Here is a 20,510-nt window from a genome sequence, read left to right as displayed (position 1 = left end):
GGAGTGGCAGGGGGATGCAAGGCGGGCTGTGCTTCAGTGTCCGGTCTGGCCCGGATGGTGGCAAGCTGGCCATTCAGCATTCCTGAATACGTGGCTTGTCCGGGTCGGACGCGCGGCGCACAGTGAGGGCGTCCCAACGTCATCCGGCGGCCGCGTGCTGGCCGCCGCTCCATCCACCACCCTTGCCACAGGAGTTCCATGACCCACCCCACCCGCACCCAGGTCGTGATCGTCGGGGCCGGCCCCGCCGGGCTGTTCCTGGCCCACCTCCTCCACCGCCAGGGCATCGAGAGCGTCATCCTGGACACCCGCAGCCGCGAGGACATCGAGCAGACCATCCGGGCCGGGGTGCTCGAGCAGTGGACGGCCGACCTCATGCGCGACCTGGGCCTGGGGGGGCGCATGGACCGCGAGGCCCACTTTCACAGCGGGATCAGCCTCCAGCACGGCCGCGAGCGCTGCCACCTCGACCTGGAGGAACTGACCGGTGGCAAGCGCGTCACGGTCTACCCGCAACACGAGGTGCTGCGCGACCTGATCGCCGGCCATCTCGACCACGGTGGCCGCATCCTCTTCGGCGTGCAGGACGTGGACCTGAGCCGGGTGACCGCCGACCGTCCACAGGTGTCTTTCCGGCAGAGCGCGGACGCCGCCCCGGAAACGCTCGTGGGCGACTTCGTGGCCGGCTGTGACGGCTCGCAGGGCCACAGCCGACAGCACATCGAGGGCCGGACCGAGTACCACAAGCTCTACCCCTTCGGCTGGCTGGGCATCCTGGTGGAGGCGCCGCGGTCGTACCACGAACTGGTCTACGCCCGCCACGAGCGCGGCTTCGCGCTGCTCAGCACCCGCTCTGACACGGTGCAGCGCATGTACATCCAGTGCGGCGTGGGCGAGGACCTCGCCGCGTACCCCGACGAGCGCATCTGGCAGGAACTGCGGGAGCGCCTCGCCACGGACAGCTGGCAGCTCAGGGAGGGACGCATCTTCCAGAAGGGGGTGGTGGGCCTGCGGAGCTTCGTGTCCGACCGCATGCAGCGCGGCCCGCTGTTCATCGCCGGCGACGCCGCGCACATCGTGCCGCCGACCGGCGCGAAGGGATTGAACCTCGCGGTGGCCGACGCCGTGTACCTGTTCCGCGGCCTGGAGCAGCACTACGCGGGCCAGGGGCGCGCGCGGCTGGACGCCTACACCGACACCTGCCTGCGCCGCGTGTGGCGGGCCGAGCGCTTCAGCTGGTACATGACGACCCTGCTGCACGTGAACCCCGAGGAGAACGCCTTCGAGCAGCGCATCCACATGGCCGACCTGGAGTACGTGACGTCCTCACGCGCGGCGGCGACCGCCCTGGCCGAGAACTACGTGGGGCTGCCGCTGGACGGCTGAGGCCAGCCGGCGGGAATGCGCCGCCGACCCAGGATCTGATCAAATATCGGTGATACCCTGAGCCATGTTTCCAAGAACCGTGAAAACCGCGCTGGTGACGCGGTTGCGTGACGAGATCGTGCGCGGCACCTTCGCGCCGGGGGAGCGGCTGCGCCTCGAAGAACTGGCCGACCGTTTCGAGGTGAGCACCATGCCCATCCGTGAGGCGCTGAGCGCCCTGGAATCCGAGGGCCTGGTCGTCATCCGGCCCCACCGCGGCGCGCACGTCACCAGCTTCACCGCCGCCGAACTGCGCGAGCTGTACGAGATCCGCGCGGTGCTCGAACAGCTCGCCACGGTCAGGGCCGTGCCGCACCTGACGCCCGCCGACCTCACCCGGCTCCAAGACCTCGTCGACCAGATGGAGGTGCCGGACGACGCCTTCGACGTCGCGCCGTTCTCGCAGCTGAACATGGCCTTCCACCAGCTGATCTACGACCGCGCGGGCATGCCGCAGCTGGCGGCGCAGATCCGCGACCTGCGCGTGCGCGTGCAGCACTACCTGCACAAGCACCTGGAGAGCACCAACTACACCATGACCGGCAATGTCGAGCACCAGCGCCTGATCGACCTGATCCGTGCCGGGGACGCCACCGCCGCCGGCCACGAGATGCACACCCACATCCTCGGCACGGGCCTGAAGATCGCGGAGATCATGGAGCGGGAAGAGGCGCTGGCCGGGACGTGAGGGACGGCAGCGGGGCCGCCGGACGACCGTATGTCCGGCGGCCCCGTTCCGCGCCCGTCAATGCGGCGGCGTGACCGTTCCCTCCCACACCGCGTCGCCCAGGAAGCGGCCCACCTGCACGCGGCGTGGACCGGGCTGCGTGATCCAGCGTCCGTCCGCCTGCGACCACTGCCGGTACGCGTCGTGGGCGACGGCCAGCGTCACGTCACGCACCTCCCCGGCCGCGAGGGTCACGGCCTGGAAGGCCGCCAGCGTGGGGTAGGCCGGCACGCCGTCCAGGGCGGGCATCTCGAGGTAGACCTGCACGACGGTCTTACCGGCGCGGCCGGACGTGTTGCGCACATTCAGCGTCACGGTCTGCGCGTCGGCGGCCACGCTGCAGTAGTCGAACTGCGCGTACCCCACGCCGGCGCCGAGGGGATATGCGGGCACGGTGCCACGCGCCGCGAAGGCGCGGGCGCCGATCAGGACGCCCTCGCCGTACGGCAGGTCACCGTGGGCGTCCGGCGTCAGGTCGAAGGCCGGGTAGTCGGCCTCGGCGCGGGCCACGGTGACGGGCAGGCGCCCGCCCGGCTCGCGCGCGCCGCTCAGGACGTCCGCCAGCGCCGGCGCGAATCCCTGACCGGGGAACCACACCTGCATCACCGCGGCGGCGTGGTCGGCCCAGCTCAGGTCCACGGCGTGAGCGGCGTTCACGATCACCACGGTCCGGGGATTTGCCGCGCACACCCGGCGGATGAGGTCGAGCTGGTCGTCCGGCAGGCGCGTGGTCGTGCGGTCGCGGCTCTCCACCCCGGAGTCCGCGGTCTCCCCCACCACCAGCGCCACCTGGGCAGCGTGGCCGGCGGCGGCCACGGCGCGTTCCAGCAGATCCGCCGCCTCCGGGGGCCGGGCGCCGAACCACAGGCCCTGAGCGCGGGCGCCCCCGAAGGTCATGCGGTAATCCAGCTCGACCGGAACACCCGCGCGCAACTCGAGGTCCACGTGACCGGACTCGGCGCGCAGCAGGTGGCCCATCACGTCCCCCCCGACGACCGGGGAGGGCCGCTCGCCCTGCACGGCGCCGTCAATCAGGAACGTCACGTCACCGGTGCCGCCGTAGGACAGGCGCCACGGGCCGCTCACGGCGGGGATCAGGCGGGTGCGCGCCCGCACCCGGCCGGGCTGGGCGGTGTGCAGACCGCCGGGCATGTCGGAGAACCACACCAGGGTCGAGGTCCGGCGCACCTCGTGGAACACCTCCTCTCCGGCCGCGGTGGCGTAGGTCACGTCCAGGCCTGGTTCTCCGCTCGGCGCCGTGATGTCCTGCGCCGTCAGGGGGGGCAGGCGGTAGGTGGGCGCGACGCCGGGTTCGTGGCGCACGTCCGCGAAGGCGCCCTGGAGGGCCGCCACGGGCGTGGGCACGTCGTCCGCCAGCGCGATGCGCGCGAAGGTCGCCCCCTGGTAGCACGGCGCGCTGGCGTTCGGCCCGATGACCGCCAGCGACTGCGCGGGGTCCAGCGGCAGCAGCCCGTCGTTGCTCAGCAGCACGAAGCCGGCGGCGGCGGCGCGCACCAGCACGTCCTGCGCGTCGGCCGCCGGGCCCGGGGCCGTGTCCGTCCAGCGCCGGGCCCACGTCTGGAGCCGGTCGGCGGCCTCGGCCACACGCCTGGCCGGCACCTCGCCGGCGCCCACCAGCGCAGCGGCGCGCTCGCCCATGTGACGGGCCGGGCCGGGCATCTCCAGGTCCAGGCCCGCGTTCAGGCTGCGCGCGCCGTCGTGCGTGCCGAACCAGTCGGACATCAGCACGCCCGGCCACCGCCACTCGTTGCGGACGATGCCCATCAGGTCCGCGTGTTCCACGCAGGGCAGGCCGTTCATGCGGTTGTACGCGAGCAGCAGGCCGCCCACCCCGGCGCGGGCCGCGTACTCGAAGGGCCGCAGGTAGACCTCGCGCAGCGCGCGCTGGTCCACCACCGAATTCATGGAGTGGCGCTGCGTTTCCGAGTCGTTCGCGACGAGATGTTTGGCGACGGCACTGACGCCGCCCCCCTGCACGCCGGCGATCCACGCGGCGCCGATCAGGGCGCTCAGGAGCGGCTCCTCGCTGTAGGTCTCGAAGGCCCGGCCGGCCAGCGGGCTGCGCGGCAGGTTCAGGTTCGGCCCCAGGATCGCCTGGACGTGGCGGCGCCGGCATTCGGCGGCCACGACCGTGCCGACCTCGCGCGCCAGGGCCGTGTCCCAGGACGCTGCCAGAGCCGTGCCGCAGGGCATCAGCAGGGACACGTCGCGCTCGTCGATCGACTGGCTGGCGACGCCCATGGGGCCGTCCGCGAGGCTCAGTCCGGGCACGCCGGCCTCGGGAATGGCCGGCGTGCTCCAGATGCCCGCTCCGGCCGTCAGGCGCGCCTGCTCCTCCAAAGTCGGAGGCCGCGTCATGCGCCGGTGACCGCGGGTGTGCGGGCCATGCGCGCGAAGGCCAGCACCTGATCCGTCAGGGTGTGCAGCTGCGACCGGGTGGTGTCGTCGGCGCACTCGCCGTCCGGGGTGAAGGGGCGGGACGCGGCGGTGTTCAGCGTCACGCCCAGAGGCGTGGGCCAGCCACGCAGGGCGTGCACGATGTCCCGCAGGGCGCTGAGGGTCACGCCCGCGCCCTGCCAGCCGCCGGCCAGCACGATCACGCCGACCGCGCGGCCGTCGAGGTAGGGCCGCGCGTCGCCGCGCAGGTCCTCGAGGAGGTCCAGGGCGTTCTTGACGAGCCCGGACATACCGCCGTGGTACGAGGGCGTGGCGATCAGCACGCCGTCGGCCGCCCGCACGGCCTCGACCAGCTCGGTCTGCACGGCATGGCGTTCGGGGTGCTCCGGCGCGTAGTGCGGCAGCGCCGCGAGGTCCGCGCCCCCGAAGAGCCGGGTGCGCGCTCCGGCCCGCTCGGCATGCGCGAGCGCGACCCGCAGGGCCGTCTCCCCGCTGGACCCGGGCCGGGTCGTGCCGCCGATGCCGACGATCAGGGGAGCGTTCACGGCGCCGCGCCGACCAGGGCGCGCTCCGTGAAGTGCGGCATCACCCGCTCGGCGAACAGCCGCATGGCCTGATCGCCCAGGCGACGGCGCTCCGGGGTCAGCGGTCCGGTCGTGAAGCCCAGCAGGACGTTGCCGATGCCGAGGTCCTGGTACTCCCTGAGGTGGGCGGTGACGGTCTCGGGGCTGCCGTACAGGCACCACGTGCCGATCCAGTCGTCGCTCAGCGCGTCGGGCGTGGAGTGGATGGTCACGTCGCTGATCTCCTCGGCGCGCTTGTTGAAGACCATCTCGCGGTCGATGGCGCTCTGGTAGCCACGCAGGATGACCTCCAGCTCCTCGCGGGCCTGCTCGTCGGTCTCGGCCACGTGCACGCACTGGTAGGTGTGGGTCGTCCACGACAGCGCGTGGTCCACGACGTCCTGGGGGTGCCCGGCGGCCAGCAGGGCGTCCCTGTAGACCCGGAAGTACTTCGTGACGTGGCTCAGGGGCTCGGTGCCGCCGATCTTCGGGGGCGTGAACGCCGGGATGAAGGCCGGGTAGCCGCTCTGGGCGGCGCGCAGGGCGCTCGACTCGCGCAGCGCGACGCTCATCAGCGGCGCGTGGCGCTCGCGGTACGGACGCGGCACGATGCGCTGGACGAGCGCACCCTTGTAGTGGCCCGTGTCGAACGTGATGGGATCGTCGCCAATGGCCTTCTGCCACAGCTGCTCGGCGATGTCGAGGTTTTCCTGCGCGATGCGGCCCGTTTCCTTGTAGTTCACGCCGAAGCCGATCATCTCCTCGGGCGTGGTGCCGCTGCCGATGCCGACGAGCAGGCGGCCGTCGGTGAGCTGGTCGAGGAGGTTGATGCGCTCGGCGAAGCGCACCGGGTGGTGCAGCGGCACGGTGGTGACGGACATGCCGAAGGTGACGCGCGTGAGCTGCCCGGCGAGGTACGCCGCGTACACGAAGGGATCGCTGGACATCGGAGCGTAGCCGGTGAAGTGGTGGTCCGGCATGAACACGGCGTCGAAGCCCAGCTGTTCGGCCTCGCGGGCGTGCTCGGTCAATGCCTGGATGACCTCGCGGTCGTGCTCGGGAGCGGTGGAACGTCCGACGAGAAACACGGAAAAACGCATGGCTGACCCTCCTGGGTGGGTGGCGCGGGGCCAGCATGGGCCGGCCAGACTGAAATCAGAATGCTTGTTCTGATTTAGTATGGTACCGATTTGATCAAAAATCAAGCAGAGCGGGGGCCGCCATCTCCCCGCCCTGCCTGCCGCTGTGGTGCCGCCCGCGTGTTCGTCGTGGGGGCCAGGCTCGCCCCCAGGCCGCTACCCCTCGCTGCTCTCGCCCGCTGGCGTCTTCAGGAAGGCCAGGCACATCACGCCCAGGTTCCGCTTCAGGGCGGCCCAGTCGCCCTCACCGGCCGACTCCATCGACGATCCCAGGCCCAGGTAGCGCGCGAAGGCGGCGTACGCGATCCGGAAGCACCCCAGCACCGCCGCGTCTGCGGGCCGCTGCGCGATGTCGTCCCGGCGGCTGAGGATCACCGCGATCCAGCCGTCCCGCAACTTGCCGTACGACGCCTTGCCCCGGCCCGCCACCGCAATGTCGGCCATGGCCTGCGCCATCAGTGGCCGGAGCAGCCCCGCGTACTCCTGCATGAAGTCCCCCAGGGCGTCCACCGCGCGCGGCACCAGCGTGTCCAGCGGCAGCTCGCCCGCCTGGAGCCGCGCGAGCATGGCGTCCTGCCCGGCCTCCGTGCGCTCCAGAATGCGGGCCTGCACGGCCGTGAGCAGGTCGTCCTTGCCGCGGATGCGCCCGTAGATCGATCCCGTCGAGACGCCGGCCCGCGCGCTCACCCCGGCCAGGGTCAGGCCGTCGTAGCCCACCTCCATCAGCAGCTCGGTGGCGGCGTCGAGCACCCGCTCGAACGACTGCCGGCTGCGCTCCTGGCGCGGCGTGCGGATCCCCTGTGCCGCGCGGGTTCGGACGCCTCTGGTCATCACGCCAGTGTAGGGGCGTCCAGCGCGCGGCGCAGCGAATCGCGGCGTGGACTGATGTGGCCTCTTCGCCGGAGGCCGGCGGGCGGGTCGGTCAGATCGGCCGGGCGGTGTAGTGCAGCATCTCGCCGATCACCTGCGGGTGGTTCAGCGTGTGGTCGTTCTCCATCTCGGCGCGGCACACCATCAGGGACGTGTCCTGGATGTATTTCGTGCGCTCGTAGCGGCGGGCGAAGAAGGCCGGCAGGACGTCTTTCACGGGCTGGCCCCCGCCCAGCAGCTCGCTCAGCACGACCACGTCCTCGATGGCCATGCCCGCGCCCTGGCCCAGGTGCGGGGTGGTCGTGTGCGCCGCGTCCCCGACCAGCACGACCCGGCCGGCGTACCACGGCTCGTCCACGAACACGACCTCGATCGGACGGTACACGACCTCGCTGGCGTCCGTGATCTGCTCACGCAACTCGGCCACGGCGCCGCGGAAATCCTTCAGGCGCTCACGCATCAGGGCGGGGAGCTGCCCCGGCGCGAAGCGGGGGTTGCCGGGTTCCCTGGTCGTGAGGTACAGGTACATCAGGTCGGCCGAGAGCGGCACCAGGCCGGCCGAGTTGCCACTGACGTCCCGGAAGGTCTGGAGGGCCTCCATGCCCTGCGGGCGCGGGAAGTTGGTGCGCCACACCGACTGCCCGGTGAAGGTCGGGACATAGCGCTCGCCGAAGAGCAGGCTCCGCACCCGCGAGTGCGCGCCGTCCGCGCCGATCACCAGGTCGTAGCGGCCCGCGCTGCCGTCCGTGAAGGTCACGTCCACGGCTCCGTCCGCCTGGACCAGCCCCTGCACCGTCAGGCCCAGGCGCACCCGCGTGCCCTTCTCCAGCACGGCCGCCTTGAGGGTCTCGTGCAGCGCGGAGCGGCGCACGCCCACGTTCGCGGGGTAGTCCGGCCCGGCCAGCCGCTCGCCGGGAATGCGGGCGCGCCGGACGCCGTCGGGACTGTGGAATTCCACGTCCTCGAACGGAAAGCCGCTGGCGAGGTAGCGCTCCAGCAGGCCGGCCTGGTGCATGGCGCGCACCACGTTGCTCTGCTGGATGATGCCCACCCCGTAGGCGTTCCACGCGGGGTTCTTCTCGACCAGATCGACCGTGAAGCCCCGGTCACGCAGCATGCACGCGGCGACCAGGCCGGCGATGCCGCCGCCCACGATCAGGATGTCCTGCACGTCCCCCATGCCCTCCTCCTCCACGGCCGCGGCCGTCACTGCACGTGGCCGCCCAGGCGCTCGGCCACCCAGTCGCTGATGTAGTCCAGGCCATACGCGCTGTTGTCCACCGAGCTGTGCTGCACGCCGCCCTCGAAGTCCCCGAAGATCTTGAGTTCCCGGTCCGGACTGTTCACCAGCCCCTCGTAGGTCTGGTGGGCGTACTTCAGGGGAATCTGCCGGTCCTGCTCGCCGTGGGTGACCAGGAAGGGAACGCGGACGCGCTCCAGCACGCCGTCCAGCGTGATCTTCGGAATCAGCTCCATGAACTCGTCCATGTCGCGCGCACCCCACACCCAGCGCACGTGCTCCCAGTAGTGCGGCACGGGACGCTCGCCCTCGCGGTTCAGGCGCGCGAGCTGCACCTCGCCCCAGTTGTGGTTCGCGCCCCACACGGCACCCAGCGCGAAACGCGGCTCGAAGGCGACCGCGCGCGGCGCGTAGTACCCGCCGAGCGACACGCCCTGCAATCCGATGCGGGCCGGATCGACGTCGTCCCAGGTCTCCAGCTCGTCCACCACGCGGCTCGCCCAGTGCTCGCTGTCCACGCGGGCCTTCAGGCCGTGCAGGCGCAGGGCCTCGCCGGTGCCGGGCTGGTCCACGCACAGGCTGGACACGCCCCGCCGCGCGAGGTGCGCCGGCAGGCCCACGCGGTAGAGCATCTCCTTGGTGCTGTCCAGGCCGTTGACCTGCACGAGCAGCGGCGCGCGGCCGCTGACGCCCTCGGCGCGGGTGTACAGCCCGGCGATCACGTCGCCCTCATAGGGAATCTCGACGCGCTCGCAGTTCTCGCGGGCCAGCCGCACGCCCCGCTGGAAGGTGTCCTGGAATTTGGCGTACAGGGCCTGCCTCGGCGCGTAGTCGAAGGCCTGCATGCGCTCGGCGGTCAGCAGGTAGGTCGCGGCGCGGCCGAGCTTGGTGCCGGCGCTCAGGAGCCGGCCCCGCTCCTCGTCCTGGCAGGCCTGGGCGATCAGCTTGTCGGCCATCACCTCCCACGACGCCAGGAAGGCCTGCGTGCCCGCGTCGTCGCCCTGACGGGCCGCGTCCAGCAGCGGACGGCACATCTCGTCGAGTTCGCCGATCTTGGCGCCCATCTCCATGGCGAGGTTCAGGGCGAGGTTCCAGACGTAGTTCTTCGGGAAGTATTCGAACATGGCGCTCCTACCGGGCGGGACTGAGGCGGGGCGTGCGGCGCGTGGGGGCCCAGCCCTGGCCGTCGGGGTCGCCGACGCGGTTTTGCAGCACGCCGATGCCCCCGATCTCGAGCTCAACGCTGTCGCCGGGGCGCAGTTCCCGCCCGAGTTCCATGCCGCAGCCGCGGCCGACCGTCCCGGTGCCCAGCAGCGTGCCGGCGGCCAGAGGCTCGCTGGCGCTGGCCCACGCGACGAGTTCCGGTACGCGCCACAGCAGGGTGCTGCTGTGCCCGCGCGACCACTCCTCGCCGTTCACGCGGGCGGTCATGGTCAGGGCGTGCGGGTCGAGCTCGTCCGGCGTCACGATCACAGGCCCGCACGCCGATGCGAAGTGCTTGCCCTTGCTGGGGCCGAGGCGTCCGCGCATCTCGCGCACCTGGATGTCGCGCGCGGAGAAGTCGTTGAGCACCGTGTACCCGAGGATGTGCCCGGCCGCGTCGTCCGGAGTGAGGTTGCGGCCCGCGCGCGCCACGACGATCCCGAGTTCGAGTTCGTAGTCCATGCGCGCGTGCGCGTAGGTGGGCCACGGCATCACGTCGTCCGGGCCGATGAACGCCTGGGCGCTGCCCATGTACGAGATCGGCACCTCGTACACGACGGGGTCGACCGTGCCGCCGGTGGCCGCCGCCGCGTTCACGATGTGTTCCTCGAAGGCGAGGAAGTCGCGGTACGCGACGGGATCGAGCGGGGCGAGCAGCCGGCCGGGCGCGGCCACCGCGTCGCCACTGGTGTCGTGCGCCGCGGCGTGCAGGGCGTCGAGAAACGGTTCGCCGTTCTCCAGCGCCGCCGAGAGGCTCCCCGGAACGAGCGCGGTGGCCAGGGCGAGGGAGGCGCGTTCGCCCGCACCGCGCCGCTGCAGGGCGAGCTGGTGGGCGCGGCGCACATCGGTGAAGGGCAGGTCCGGGCCGGCCTGCACCACGACGCGCGGGTGCGCGCCGTCAGGGCCCGGGGTCAGGAGTCTGGCGATCCGCATGGGAACCTCGAACAGGGCATCACAGGAGGGCGACCACGCGGGCCGGGGCGGCGCTGCCGCGCACGAGCCGCAGCGGCAGGGCGCTGACGGTGAAGCCGCTGGGCGGCAGGGCACCGAGGTTGCACAGCCGCTCGATCTGCGAGTACGGCAGATCGACCTGGTGCGCGGCCCAGAACACGCCCGGCTGCTCTGTGGCCTGCGCGGCCTGCGCCTGCAGGTGCAGCGGCGCGTCCCAGCCCCACGCATCGATGCCCATGACGCGCACGCCCTGGCCGTAGAGCCACACGGTCGCCTCGGCGCTGACGCCGGGGCCGCGCAGCCAGTAGTCGGCCTGCCCGGCGAAGTCGTCGCGTCCGGTGTGCATCAGGACGATGTCCCGCGCCTGCAGGGTGTGACCGATCCGGGCGAGTTCGGCCTGCACCTCGGCCAGCGTGATGACGTCACCGTCGGCCTTGTGCCGGAAGTCGAGTTTCATGCCGGGCGCGATGAACCACTCCAGCGGCAGCTCGTCGATGCTCTGGGCGGGCTCGCCCTGGATCACGGAGTTGTAGTGCAGCGGCGCGTCCACGTGCGTGCTGGAGTGGGTGCCGAAGGTGGTGAAGGTCTCGACGGCCCAGCCCTCGCCCCGGCGCAGGCGCTCCCGGGGCACGCCGAAGTTCTTCTCGATGTCCTCGCCGCCCTGCGCGTTCGTGGTGCGCTCGATGGTCACGCGCTGGAAGGCGGGCACACCCTCCGGCGTGTCCTGGATGGGCAGCGAGAGGTCGATGATGGTGGCGGGCACGCTCAGCCCCGGCCGTGGCTGCCGTAGGCCGCTGCGAGCAGGTTGTCCTCGGTGCCGGGCAGCGCGCCCTCCTCGGTGGCCGACGGCGCGGCGGCCGGCGGGAAACTCTCGGTCATGGAGTGCGGCATGGCGGCGTTGCGGTACAGGCTGGCCGAGCCCTGCGACGGCTTCCAGTCGTAGGCCTCCCAGTCCGGGACGTAGTTGCGGTAGCCGCCGGTGTTCAGCTCGACGCGCAGCCCGCTGGGATCGCGGAAGTACAGGTACGTCTGCTCCCCGATGCCGTGGATGCTGGGGCCGTACTCGATGGGCGTGCCGCCCTCCATCAGGACGTCGGCGGCCACCAGGTGTTCCTCGCGGGTGTCGACCCAGAAGGCGATGTGGTTCACGCGCCCCGGAATGGGCGAGCCGTCCATGACGACGCCCAGGTCATGCGACTTCTCGTTGGTGGTGAGCACGCCGAACACCGTCACCGGCGCCTCGTCCAGCGAGGTGTAGGCCATGATCCGGAAGCCCAGGGTCTCGCTGTACCACTTCGCGAAGCCCCGCACGTCGCTCGCAGCGACGGTCACGTGATCCAGGAAACGCGGGGCGACGCCGTGGTTGGTGCGCCGGGCCGGGCGGTCCGGGTACACGGACGCGTGCTGGCCCTCGCCCTTGTGCTTGGTGACGTCCCAGAACAGTTCCATCACGTGGCCGTAGGGGCCGGTGAAGCGGTACGCGCGGCCGTGGTCGTGCTGGGCGCCGCGCCACTCGCCCTGGATGCCGGCGGCCTCGATGCGGCGCGCGGCCTCGTCGAGCGCTTCCGGGCTGGTGGTGCGCCACGCCATGTGACCCATCCCAGACTGCCCGGCCTTCGTGACCACCAGCGAGTAGGTGTAGTAGTCGCCCCAGCAGCGCAGGAACACCGAGTCGCCGTCCCGCCTCACCTCGCGCATCCCCATGGCCTGCTCGTAGAAGCGCACGGAGGCGTCGAGGTCGGTCGCGTGGATTTCCAGGTGGGCGAGGTGGGAGAGCAGCTTGATCATGGAACTCCTTGGGCCGGTCGACCCGGCAGTCAGATTTGATGTTTGATCAAATATAGCAGAAAGCAGGCGTGGGACGTCCTCAGACCACGGCCGAGACATCCCGCCCCGGGGCGAGGCGCTGGACGATCTGACCGCACGCCAGCACCGCCAGCGCCACCGCAGTCAGGGTGGGATTGCACGCCGTGGCCGTCGGGATCACGCCGTTGCCGCCGACGTACAGGTTCCCGACGCCCCACACCCGCGACGCCGGATCGCACACGGACTCCCCGTCGTCCACGTTCCCCATGCGCACCGTGCCCTGGTAGTGCAGGGAACTGCCGGCCGGCAGCAGGAATGGAGGATCGGCCGTCAGCGGGCGGCCCAGCGCCGCGGCGGCGCGCGCGACCTCGACCTTCGCGGCCGCGACCGCCGCCTCGTCCTCGGGCGTCAGCGCGTGGTGCACCGTGATCTTCGGCAGGCCGGAGGCGTCCACCTCGCGGCCGGAGAACGCCAGGTGATCCTCGAAGCGGGGCGTCTTGGCGCAGAACCAGCCCAGGCCCACCACCGGCGTGCCGCTGTCCTGCGCCTCGGGGATCGGGACGGGCGACGCGTCCAGTTCCATCACCTGTCCGTGGAAGGGGTGGCCCGGCGCGTACGGCACCCAGCTCACGCCGCCCACCGCCGCGCCGGGCTGGGCCGGCAGCAGCGCCGGGTCGAGCTGCGCCGCGCCCAGCACCTGCGGCTGGTCGTTCAGGTAGTGCCCGAGCGCCCGGGGCCGGATGCCCGACGCCCACAGCAGCTGGGGCGTGCGCAGCGCGTCGGCCGCCACGAAGACGGTCCGGGCCTGCACCGGGTACGGCTCGCCGCCGGACACCGGGCGCAGCGTCGCGCCGGTCACCCGGCCCTGATCCACATGCAGCGCCGTGCACAGCGTTTCCGGGCGCAGCTCGAAGCCGGGAGCGCCGCCGTGCGCGAGCGGCCCGAGCACCACGTCCGTGCCGGACCAGTGACGGACGCCGTCCTCGACCCGGGCGGCCAGCGGCATGGGCTGCACCGGCCGCTCCAGCACGTCCGCGAACACGCGCTGGAGGGCGCCACGGATCGCCCGCGCGCTGTCCGTCTCGGGATACGCCGCCCGGGTCACGCCCAGCAGCGACTCCGCCTCGGCCAGCGCCGCGTCCCACTCGCCCTCGGGAATGAAGGGAACGCGCTCGGCCGCGGCCGGCGCCGGGCACGCACACGTCCAGTGCGCCCCCATGCCGCCCACGTTGGTGGAGAGGGCCGCCGCCGGCATGTCGGCGCTGTCGCCGCCGTCGTCGCGCAGCAGGAACGTGCCGGGCCGCGCCAGCAGCGCCGGCCGTTCCCCGGCCCCGGCGTGGGCACGGGCACCGAGGGGCACCGGCGCGTACGGCTGCGGGGTCGGCCCCTGCGAGCGTTCCTGCGCCCGGGCGCGCTCCTGCGGATCGGCGATGTTCTTGACGTGGACGCCCGGCACCGGGGTCAGCTGCGGGCCGGCGTCAATCAGCAGCACGGCCACGTCCGGAGCGCGCTCTTTGATGACCCGCGCGGCGGCCGATCCGACCGGGCCGCTGCCGACGATCAGGACGTCCACGTCCTGTGGCCCGCGCGTCATCCGGCCGCCAGCTCCAGCGTCTTGCTGTCCTGGCCGACGAGTTTCATGGGCAGGTAGGACACCCGCAGCTGCAGCCGGACGCGCACATCGTGCGGCCCCGGCGCGAGGTGCAGCCCGGCGACCGTCACGGTGCCGATCTCGCCGAAGTTCCACACGGCGTCGTACTCCTCGTCCATGGTGCTCAGCGGGTAGGTGTGATCCCCCAGGGTCACGCTCACGGCGGCCGGATCGGCGCTCACGCCGTCCACGGTCACGTCCACCGCCTCCACCATGGACAGGCCCAGACCGCGGTAGTACGGCAGCCGCACGCCCACCTGGGTCCCCTGCGGCACGTCCTTCAGGGTGTCCTCGACAACGATGTAACGGTCAAACATGGGCCACCTCCGGCTCGCCGATCAGCCGGGCGAGCATGCGCTGGTGCCGGCGCACCTGCTCCACACTGCCTACCTCGAAGGCGTCCTGGATGTGGCGGTTGCCCTCGTACTCGCTGCAGATGTAACCGTCGTAGCCGTGCTCGCGCAGGACGGGAATCACCTGCTCGTAGCCCAGGCTGGTCTCGCGGTCCTGCTCGTCCATCTCGTAGAACTTGCCGTGCACGTGCACGATGCGCGGCAGCTGCTCGATCAGGTGGCGGGGGTCCGACCACAGGTTGTGGCGGGTGACCTCGGCCATGGCGATGTCGAGCGGGGTGCCGCCCATCTCGCGCACGTCGTTGATGACGTACTCGGACAGCGTGCGGCGGTCGTACTCGGCGCGCACGTGGTCGATGATCGCCGGCGTGGCGCCCTGCCGGCGGAAACGCTCGAGCATCACGGGCGGGTAGTGGTCGGTGAAGATGCCCATGTCGAGCACGTAGCCCAGGTACGGCGACGCCTCTTTGTCCATGACCTCGCTGTAGCGCAGGATCCACGGGTGGCTCAGGTGCAGCGGCGCGTGGATCTCCACCCCCATCTTCACGCCGCACTCCTCGGCGTAGGGCAGCGCCTTCACGAGCACCTCGGGCCGCACGAACATCAGCACGCGCATCACCGAACAGCCCAGGCGCCGCGCGTGCGTCAGGTCGCGCTTGACAGACTCGACCTGCTCGTCGTCGGTCATGGCGCGGCCCTTGAACCTCTTGGTGTCCAGGAACATGTCGTGGCACACGCTGACCGTGCCGTATTTCGCCATCAGGGCGTGCCAGTCCTCGTAGAAGGCATCACTCAGGTGCGGGAAGCCAGGCATCATCTGCTCGGCGAGCGTCTCGATGCCGTACGCGCCCATGTCGGCGCACGCGGCCACGCAGTCCTCCAGGGTCATACGGCGCAGGAAGAACTCCTCCTGGAAGGAATACAGGCTCACGCCCCGTTTGATGCTCGGCTCACGGTGGGATGCAGTCATAACGCTCCTTTGGTCTCAGCCCTTCACGCCGCCGGAGAAGCCCTGGATCAGCTGCTTCTGCGCGAAGGCGAAGAACAGCAGCGCGGGCAGCAGGGCGATGGCGACGGCGGCGAAGACGTAGTTCCAGCGGGTGGCGAAGTTGCCGACGAAGGAGTACACCGCGACGGGCAGCGGCGTGTGCCCGCTGCCGCTGAGGAAGATCAGCGGGTTGAAGAAGTCGTTCCAGATCAGCAGGCCGCTCAGGATCGCCACGGTGCCCGTGACGGGCCGCAGCAGCGGGAACACCACGCGCGTGAAGGTCGCGTAGGGGCCCGCGCCGTCGATCTGCGCGGCCTCCTCGTACTCGTGCGAGAGCTGGCGCAGGAAGCCGGTGTACAGGAAGACCGCGAGCGGCAGCCACGTGGCGATGTTCAGCAGGATCAGGCCCGTGTACGTGCCGGTCAGGTGCAGCGACTTGAACAGCGAGTAGATGGGAATCAGGCCCAGTTGCGAGGGCAGCGCGATGCCGATCAGGAACAGCAGACTGAGCACCACGCTCAGGCGGCCCACCCGGCGGGCCAGCGTGTACGCGGCCACCGAGCTGAGGGCCACGGTGCCCAGCACGCTGCCGCCCGTGATGATCACGCTGCTCAGCAGCGACTGACCCAGGTGGCCGCTGTGCCACGCGCCGGCGTACGCCGAGAAATCGACGCGGCTGGGGAGCTTCAGCGCCGAGGTGAACAGCTCCGCGCTGGGCTTCACCGAGATCACGATCAGGAACAGGAAGGGAATGCTCCACACCAGCGCCAGCGCCCACAGCCCGATCTCGCGGGCCAGCAGGACGTTCCGGCGCCCCTTCACGCGCTCTCCCGCTCAAGCCGGCGGGTCACGAGCTGCTGGATCAGGGCGGCGCCCGCGATCAGCACGGTCAGCAGCAGCGCCAGCGCCGTGCCGTAGCCGTAGCGCCCGAACACGAAGGTCTGCTTGTACACCTGCGTGGCGAGCGTTTCCGTCGCGCCGAGCGGCCCGCCGCCGGTCAGCGCCATCACCTGATCGAAGACCGCCAGACCCGAGATCACCGAGAGCTGGATGCTGATCGCCAGGGCCGGCGCGAGCAGCGGCAGCGTGATGCGGATCAGGCGCTGCCACGACGTCGCGCCGTCGATCTGCGCGGCCTCCTCGACCTCCTGCGCGATGCCCTGCAGGCCCGCGAGCAGCACGACCATCGCCAGGCCCGAGAACTGCCACACCAGCACGATCACGACCGCCCAGAACGACCACGTGGGGTTCGCCAGCCACGTCTTTTTCAGCGCGCCCAGGCCGATCCCGTCGAGGGCGCCGTTGATCGGCCCCGAGTAGTCGAACAGGAAGCGCCAGATGAACGCCGTGGCGAGCTGGCTCATCACGACCGGCGCGAAGAACACGGTGCGCAGCAGGAAGCGCGTGCGCAGGTGCTGGTTGAGGGCCACCGCGAGACACAGGCCGATGATGTTGGTGAGCACCACGAAACACGCGGCGAACTTCACGGTGTTCAGCAGGGCGCCGCGCGCCGCGGGGTCGCTGAAGATCTGCCGGAAGTTCTCGGCGCCGGTGAAGGTAGCGTGGGGGCTCAGACCGTTCCAGTCGGTGAAGGCGTACCAGCCGCCGGCCGCGGCGGCCATGTAGCGCGCCAGCAGCACCAGCAGCGCGGCCGGCACTGCCCACGCCCATGGGGGCAGGTGCCGGGGAGGGGCGGGCTGGGTCGTCCTGGGCGCGCGGCTCACCCCCGGGACGGGGCGGGTGTCTTGGCTGGTCACGTGGGTCCTCCGGGCAGGCGTCATCAGAACATCGTGTTGGCGTTGGCGGCGCGCTCGGGCACGGGCTGCATGACGTCCCAGTGCTCGACGATCAGCCCGCCCTCGAGGCGGTAGAGGTCGCACACGGCCCCGCCCCGCTCATCCGGGGCGGAGCGCGCGTGCAGGTGGATCACGGCGTGGTCGCCGTCGGCCAGGATGCGCCTCACCTCGAAGGAGGTCTCCGGCCGCGCGAACATCGGACCCAGCGCCGCGATCGCCGCGTCCCGACCATCGGGAATGCCGGGGTTGTGCTGGACATAGTCCGGCGCGACGTAGCGCGAGAAGGCGGCGCGGACATCCTTCTGGCCGTAGAACAGGGCCGCGAACGCGGTGATGGTTACCCGGGTGGCGGCCGTGTCCATACGCTTACTTGCGGTTCCAGGCCGCGTCCATGCGGGCGAGCAGGGCGTCCACGCTGATCTGACCGGTGAGCAGGCCCTGGATGCCCTCGCCGAGCGCGGTGTAGACCTCGCCGTTCTTCCATTCCACCTGGATCAGCGGGAACACCCGCGAGGTCTTGGTCAGGGCGGCCGAGATGCCACTGAGTTCCGGGGGCAGGTTCTTGCCGGTCGTCGCCTGTTGCACCGAGAGATCGCCCGTGACCTTGGTGTACAGCTCCGAGCCGCCGCCGCTGGCCACGAAGTCCGCGAACGCCAGCGCGGCCGGCAGGTTCTTGGAATTCTTGGAGATGGCCAGCGCGTCGGTGGGCGACACGGCGATGGCGGTGGCGCTCGCCGTAGGCCCGGGCAGCACGAAGGCCCCGAGGTTAAGTTTCGGGTTGATACCTTTCAGGGCCGAGATGGCGCCGGTGGGCACCACGAAGGCCAGGGCGTCGCCGTTGGCCATCGCGGGCGCGGCCTGCGGGATGTCCGCACCCTCGACACCCGGGATGAAGCAGCCGGCCTTGTTCATGTCCAGCAGCGCGTTCAGGGTGCGCTTCCACGCCGGGCTGCCGGCGAAGGTCACCGTGCCGGCCGTCCGCTTGGCGTTCCACTGGGGATCGCTGCTCAGGACGTAACTCTCGGCCAGGGTCGCGGCGAGCAGTCCGGCGTTCTGCGGGTTGGCGCCGGCCAGCGTGAACATGCTCTTGCCCTTGCCCTTGATGACGGTGCAGGTCTTGAGGAGCTCCGGCATGGTGGTCGGCACGCTGATGCCCAGGGTCTTGAGCAGATCGACGTTGTAGACCGCCGCGATGGGCGTCATGCCGAGCGGCACGGCGGCGAGCTGCGTCCCCTTCCAGTACAGCGCGCGGGACCGGGTGGGGATGGCGGTCTTCGCCCACGGGCGCGGGCTCAGGTCAGCCACGTACCCGGAGTCCAGGAAGGGCATGACCGAGACCTGCCCACCCGAGCCGGCCGTGACGTAGAACAGATCCGGCGCGTTGCCGCCCTGCAGCTGCGTGCGGAGCACCTGCGGGTAGGTCGTGCCGATCGGGTAGAACTCGGTCGTGACCTTGACGTTCGGGTACTTCTTCATGAACGCGTCCACTAGGGCCTGCATGGTGGGATTGCCCTGTTCTCCGGCCTGGGCGATCAGGCGGATGCTGCCGCTCTGGGCGAGGGCCGGCGTGCTGAGCAGGGCGGTCAGGGCGAGCAGTGCGGTCAGACGTTTCATGGACGACCTCCGGGTGGAGTGGGCGCAAGGACGGCACCTGCGTGCGGGAGACAGCAGGGAGGCCGGTGAGTCCAGCCCTGCTGATCGGGCTTTTTTGATGTTTGATCAAATATAATACGCGTTCTGATTTTTGGCAAGTCCAGCCGGCGCCGGACATGGACCGATCGCGGCGGTATGTACCGTGATCCGCGTCCAGGACACAGGAGAGCAGCGGCTCAGCGGGTCGCCCACTTCCGCAAGCCGCTGCCTGGCTCAGGATGGTGTCAGCTCCTTTGCGGTCCACAGGTCCTCTGCTGTCTTTTAGCGTGCCGACCGGGCACCCCTCGCCTTACGACAACAATGAAAAACCCCCGTCTATGACGGGGGGTTCTGACGGTGTGCCCGAAAGGATTCAAACCCCTAGCCCTCTGATCCGTAGTTGGCAGCTTGGAACTGTGCATCTACCAAAACAGTCGTGCCAGACGAACTATTTATCAGTGCGGAAACTGTGTTCTCCATCTGGTGTCATGACCTGGCCTACGGTGTCATGGCAGGTCTAAGGCACACCTAAGGCACGTTCGTTGCGTTTCCACCATCTGATCAGGCTCAACGAAGCCGGCACTTGCCACATCCCGTCAGAGTTTGTGCGCCGGTTTGACTGCTCCACAATCACGGCAGCCTGTAGCGACCGCCGGAGACTGCGCGGCCCCTGGGCCGTCACGAACGGTTCTGGCGCTCTGCGTTCGAGATCGTCGAGCCAGTCGCTGAGAGGCTAGGAACCGGCACAATAAACGCCATGCTCAACTTGACGGGAAAAGTCGTTCTGGTGACCGGCGGTTCGCGTGGGATCGGCGAAGCGACGTCCCGGACGCTCACCGCTGCGGGAGCCAAAGTCATCGTGCACTATGGGCACAGCGCCGATGAGGCGCACCGCATTGTCCAAGACATAGGCAGGGAGCAGGCGACCGCTCTGGGCGCGGATCTCACCCAGGCCGGGGCGGGAGCAGCACTGTTCCGGGAAGCCGTAGCGTGGCAGGGACGGGTGGACGTGCTGGTCAACAACGCCGGCATTGCGCCCAGTGTGAGTGTGGACGACCCTCTCGACGAATGGAGCATTACCTGGGCCCGCACGCTGCAAGTCAACCTGATGGCCGTGGCTGACCTTTGCCGTGAGGCGATCCTGCACTTCCGGACAAGGCAGGGCGGGATTCTGATCAATATCGCCAGCCGCGCGGCCTTCCGAGGGGACAACCCCGACGCCATGCACTACGCAGCCTCTAAGGGCGCTGTGGTTGCGCTCACCCGATCTATCGCCCGTGGGTACGCCCATGAGAACATCCTGTCTTACGCCGTCGCTCCAGGATGGGTGCGAACAGATATGGCTGCAGCCTACCTTCGTGAGCACGCGGCAGAAATCGCGCGAGACATTCCCATGGGGGACGTCGTGCCCCCGGAGGAGGTCGCGAACACCGTGGCCTTCCTGGCCTCCGGGCTGGCCCGGCACATGACCGGCGCCACCCTGGATCTCAATGGCGCCTCATACACGCGCTAGCGCGCAGAACTGAACTGCTGGAGCGAGTAAGAGAACCACCCAATGGCCATTGCCCTACAGCATGTCGGAAATGACTCCTGGTGGCGAATAGTGCGACCTTTTGGATGGTCATCTAGGCCGTGGTGGCACGGCGTGGTACCAGCCGCAGGTGACAGGACACGAGGTCAGGACGGGTAACAGTGACCTTCCGAGGGACATTCCATGTCATCCGGCAGAACTGGGCGATCATGGGCTG

General features: G+C 70.4%; 19 protein-coding genes. 3 read left to right on the top strand and 16 right to left on the bottom strand.

The window, feature by feature from the left end; genetic code table 11:
• Positions 1-198 precede the first annotated feature (198 nt).
• The gene (locus HNQ07_RS11130; protein WP_184111765.1) at positions 199-1,386 is read left to right on the top strand and encodes a 4-hydroxybenzoate 3-monooxygenase; all 1,188 of its coding nucleotides are present in this window, start codon (positions 199-201) and stop codon (positions 1,384-1,386) included.
• A 64-nt stretch (positions 1,387-1,450) separates the two neighbouring features.
• Positions 1,451-2,113 (top strand): GntR family transcriptional regulator, encoded by a 663-nt coding sequence (locus HNQ07_RS11125; protein ID WP_184111763.1) that lies wholly within the window; start codon positions 1,451-1,453, stop codon positions 2,111-2,113.
• Positions 2,114-2,170: 57 nt separating this feature from the next.
• On the opposite strand, the gene HNQ07_RS11120 is transcribed toward HNQ07_RS11125, so the two are convergent.
• From HNQ07_RS11120 to HNQ07_RS11045, 16 genes are all read right to left on the bottom strand, one after another.
• Positions 2,171-4,531, bottom strand: coding sequence for a beta-glucosidase family protein (locus tag HNQ07_RS11120; RefSeq protein ID WP_184111761.1), 2,361 nt, complete (start codon positions 4,529-4,531; stop codon positions 2,171-2,173).
• Entirely contained in the window at positions 4,528-5,115 is a 588-nt protein-coding gene (locus HNQ07_RS11115) for an NADPH-dependent FMN reductase (RefSeq protein ID WP_184111759.1), read from the bottom strand. The genes HNQ07_RS11120 and HNQ07_RS11115 overlap by 4 nt, the downstream gene beginning before the upstream one ends.
• Positions 5,112-6,233, bottom strand: coding sequence for an LLM class flavin-dependent oxidoreductase (locus tag HNQ07_RS11110; RefSeq protein ID WP_184111757.1), 1,122 nt, complete (start codon positions 6,231-6,233; stop codon positions 5,112-5,114). The genes HNQ07_RS11115 and HNQ07_RS11110 overlap by 4 nt, the downstream gene beginning before the upstream one ends.
• Before the next feature lie 195 nt (positions 6,234-6,428).
• Positions 6,429-7,103, bottom strand: a complete 675-nt coding sequence (locus HNQ07_RS11105; RefSeq protein WP_184111754.1) for a TetR/AcrR family transcriptional regulator — start codon at positions 7,101-7,103, stop codon at positions 6,429-6,431.
• Positions 7,104-7,194: 91 nt separating this feature from the next.
• Positions 7,195-8,322 carry an FAD-dependent oxidoreductase gene (locus HNQ07_RS11100; protein WP_184111752.1) on the bottom strand — a complete coding sequence of 376 codons (1,128 nt, stop codon included), beginning with the start codon at positions 8,320-8,322 and terminating at the stop codon, positions 7,195-7,197.
• A 26-nt stretch (positions 8,323-8,348) separates the two neighbouring features.
• Positions 8,349-9,506, bottom strand: a complete 1,158-nt coding sequence (locus tag HNQ07_RS11095; protein ID WP_184111750.1) for an alpha/beta hydrolase family protein — start codon at positions 9,504-9,506, stop codon at positions 8,349-8,351.
• A 7-nt stretch (positions 9,507-9,513) separates the two neighbouring features.
• Complete coding sequence (locus tag HNQ07_RS11090) at positions 9,514-10,518, bottom strand: fumarylacetoacetate hydrolase family protein (RefSeq protein ID WP_184111748.1); 1,005 nt, start codon at positions 10,516-10,518, stop codon at positions 9,514-9,516.
• A 19-nt stretch (positions 10,519-10,537) separates the two neighbouring features.
• Positions 10,538-11,299: a cyclase family protein gene (locus HNQ07_RS11085; RefSeq protein WP_184111746.1), complete on the bottom strand. Its 762-nt coding sequence runs from the start codon at positions 11,297-11,299 to the stop codon at positions 10,538-10,540.
• A 2-nt stretch (positions 11,300-11,301) separates the two neighbouring features.
• Positions 11,302-12,324 carry a VOC family protein gene (locus tag HNQ07_RS11080; protein ID WP_184111743.1) on the bottom strand — a complete coding sequence of 341 codons (1,023 nt, stop codon included), beginning with the start codon at positions 12,322-12,324 and terminating at the stop codon, positions 11,302-11,304.
• A 79-nt stretch (positions 12,325-12,403) separates the two neighbouring features.
• A complete protein-coding gene (locus HNQ07_RS11075; protein WP_184111741.1) occupies positions 12,404-13,936 on the bottom strand; it encodes a GMC oxidoreductase in 1,533 nt (510 codons plus the stop codon).
• Positions 13,933-14,310, bottom strand: a complete 378-nt coding sequence (locus tag HNQ07_RS11070; RefSeq protein WP_184111739.1) for a C-glycoside deglycosidase beta subunit domain-containing protein — start codon at positions 14,308-14,310, stop codon at positions 13,933-13,935. Before HNQ07_RS11070 ends, HNQ07_RS11075 begins: the two co-directional genes overlap by 4 nt.
• Positions 14,303-15,316, bottom strand: coding sequence for a sugar phosphate isomerase/epimerase family protein (locus tag HNQ07_RS11065; RefSeq protein ID WP_184111737.1), 1,014 nt, complete (start codon positions 15,314-15,316; stop codon positions 14,303-14,305). Before HNQ07_RS11065 ends, HNQ07_RS11070 begins: the two co-directional genes overlap by 8 nt.
• A 15-nt stretch (positions 15,317-15,331) precedes the next feature.
• Positions 15,332-16,156: a carbohydrate ABC transporter permease gene (locus HNQ07_RS11060; RefSeq protein ID WP_184111735.1), complete on the bottom strand. Its 825-nt coding sequence runs from the start codon at positions 16,154-16,156 to the stop codon at positions 15,332-15,334.
• Complete coding sequence (locus HNQ07_RS11055; RefSeq protein ID WP_221274946.1) at positions 16,153-17,091, bottom strand: carbohydrate ABC transporter permease; 939 nt, start codon at positions 17,089-17,091, stop codon at positions 16,153-16,155. Before HNQ07_RS11055 ends, HNQ07_RS11060 begins: the two co-directional genes overlap by 4 nt.
• A 23-nt stretch (positions 17,092-17,114) precedes the next feature.
• A complete protein-coding gene (locus HNQ07_RS11050; protein ID WP_184111733.1) occupies positions 17,115-17,492 on the bottom strand; it encodes a nuclear transport factor 2 family protein in 378 nt (125 codons plus the stop codon).
• A gap of 4 nt (positions 17,493-17,496) precedes the next feature.
• The gene (locus tag HNQ07_RS11045; protein ID WP_184111731.1) at positions 17,497-18,744 is read right to left on the bottom strand and encodes an ABC transporter substrate-binding protein; all 1,248 of its coding nucleotides are present in this window, start codon (positions 18,742-18,744) and stop codon (positions 17,497-17,499) included.
• A gap of 775 nt (positions 18,745-19,519) precedes the next feature.
• Between HNQ07_RS11045 and HNQ07_RS11040 the strand changes: the two genes are divergently transcribed.
• Positions 19,520-20,275, top strand: coding sequence for an SDR family NAD(P)-dependent oxidoreductase (locus HNQ07_RS11040; protein WP_184111723.1), 756 nt, complete (start codon positions 19,520-19,522; stop codon positions 20,273-20,275).
• Positions 20,276-20,510: the final 235 nt, after the last annotated feature.

The organism is Deinococcus metalli (assembly GCF_014201805.1).
GTDB classification, from domain to species: domain Bacteria; phylum Deinococcota; class Deinococci; order Deinococcales; family Deinococcaceae; genus Deinococcus; species Deinococcus metalli.
The sequence above is the reverse complement of the archived record's forward strand: the minus strand, read 5'-3'. Positions and strand labels throughout refer to the sequence as shown.

Coding starts and splice junctions, on each gene's coding strand:
- HNQ07_RS11130 (WP_184111765.1), top strand. CDS start 199: ATGACCCACCCCACCCGCACCCAGGTCGTGATCGTCGGGGCCGGCCCC.
- HNQ07_RS11125 (WP_184111763.1), top strand. CDS start 1,451: ATGTTTCCAAGAACCGTGAAAACCGCGCTGGTGACGCGGTTGCGTGAC.
- HNQ07_RS11120 (WP_184111761.1), bottom strand. CDS start 4,531: ATGACGCGGCCTCCGACTTTGGAGGAGCAGGCGCGCCTGACGGCCGGA.
- HNQ07_RS11110 (WP_184111757.1), bottom strand. CDS start 6,233: ATGCGTTTTTCCGTGTTTCTCGTCGGACGTTCCACCGCTCCCGAGCAC.
- HNQ07_RS11105 (WP_184111754.1), bottom strand. CDS start 7,103: ATGACCAGAGGCGTCCGAACCCGCGCGGCACAGGGGATCCGCACGCCG.
- HNQ07_RS11100 (WP_184111752.1), bottom strand. CDS start 8,322: ATGGGGGACGTGCAGGACATCCTGATCGTGGGCGGCGGCATCGCCGGC.
- HNQ07_RS11095 (WP_184111750.1), bottom strand. CDS start 9,506: ATGTTCGAATACTTCCCGAAGAACTACGTCTGGAACCTCGCCCTGAAC.
- HNQ07_RS11090 (WP_184111748.1), bottom strand. CDS start 10,518: ATGCGGATCGCCAGACTCCTGACCCCGGGCCCTGACGGCGCGCACCCG.
- HNQ07_RS11080 (WP_184111743.1), bottom strand. CDS start 12,324: ATGATCAAGCTGCTCTCCCACCTCGCCCACCTGGAAATCCACGCGACC.
- HNQ07_RS11075 (WP_184111741.1), bottom strand. CDS start 13,936: ATGACGCGCGGGCCACAGGACGTGGACGTCCTGATCGTCGGCAGCGGC.
- HNQ07_RS11070 (WP_184111739.1), bottom strand. CDS start 14,310: ATGTTTGACCGTTACATCGTTGTCGAGGACACCCTGAAGGACGTGCCG.
- HNQ07_RS11065 (WP_184111737.1), bottom strand. CDS start 15,316: ATGACTGCATCCCACCGTGAGCCGAGCATCAAACGGGGCGTGAGCCTG.
- HNQ07_RS11050 (WP_184111733.1), bottom strand. CDS start 17,492: ATGGACACGGCCGCCACCCGGGTAACCATCACCGCGTTCGCGGCCCTG.
- HNQ07_RS11045 (WP_184111731.1), bottom strand. CDS start 18,744: ATGAAACGTCTGACCGCACTGCTCGCCCTGACCGCCCTGCTCAGCACG.
- HNQ07_RS11040 (WP_184111723.1), top strand. CDS start 19,520: ATGCTCAACTTGACGGGAAAAGTCGTTCTGGTGACCGGCGGTTCGCGT.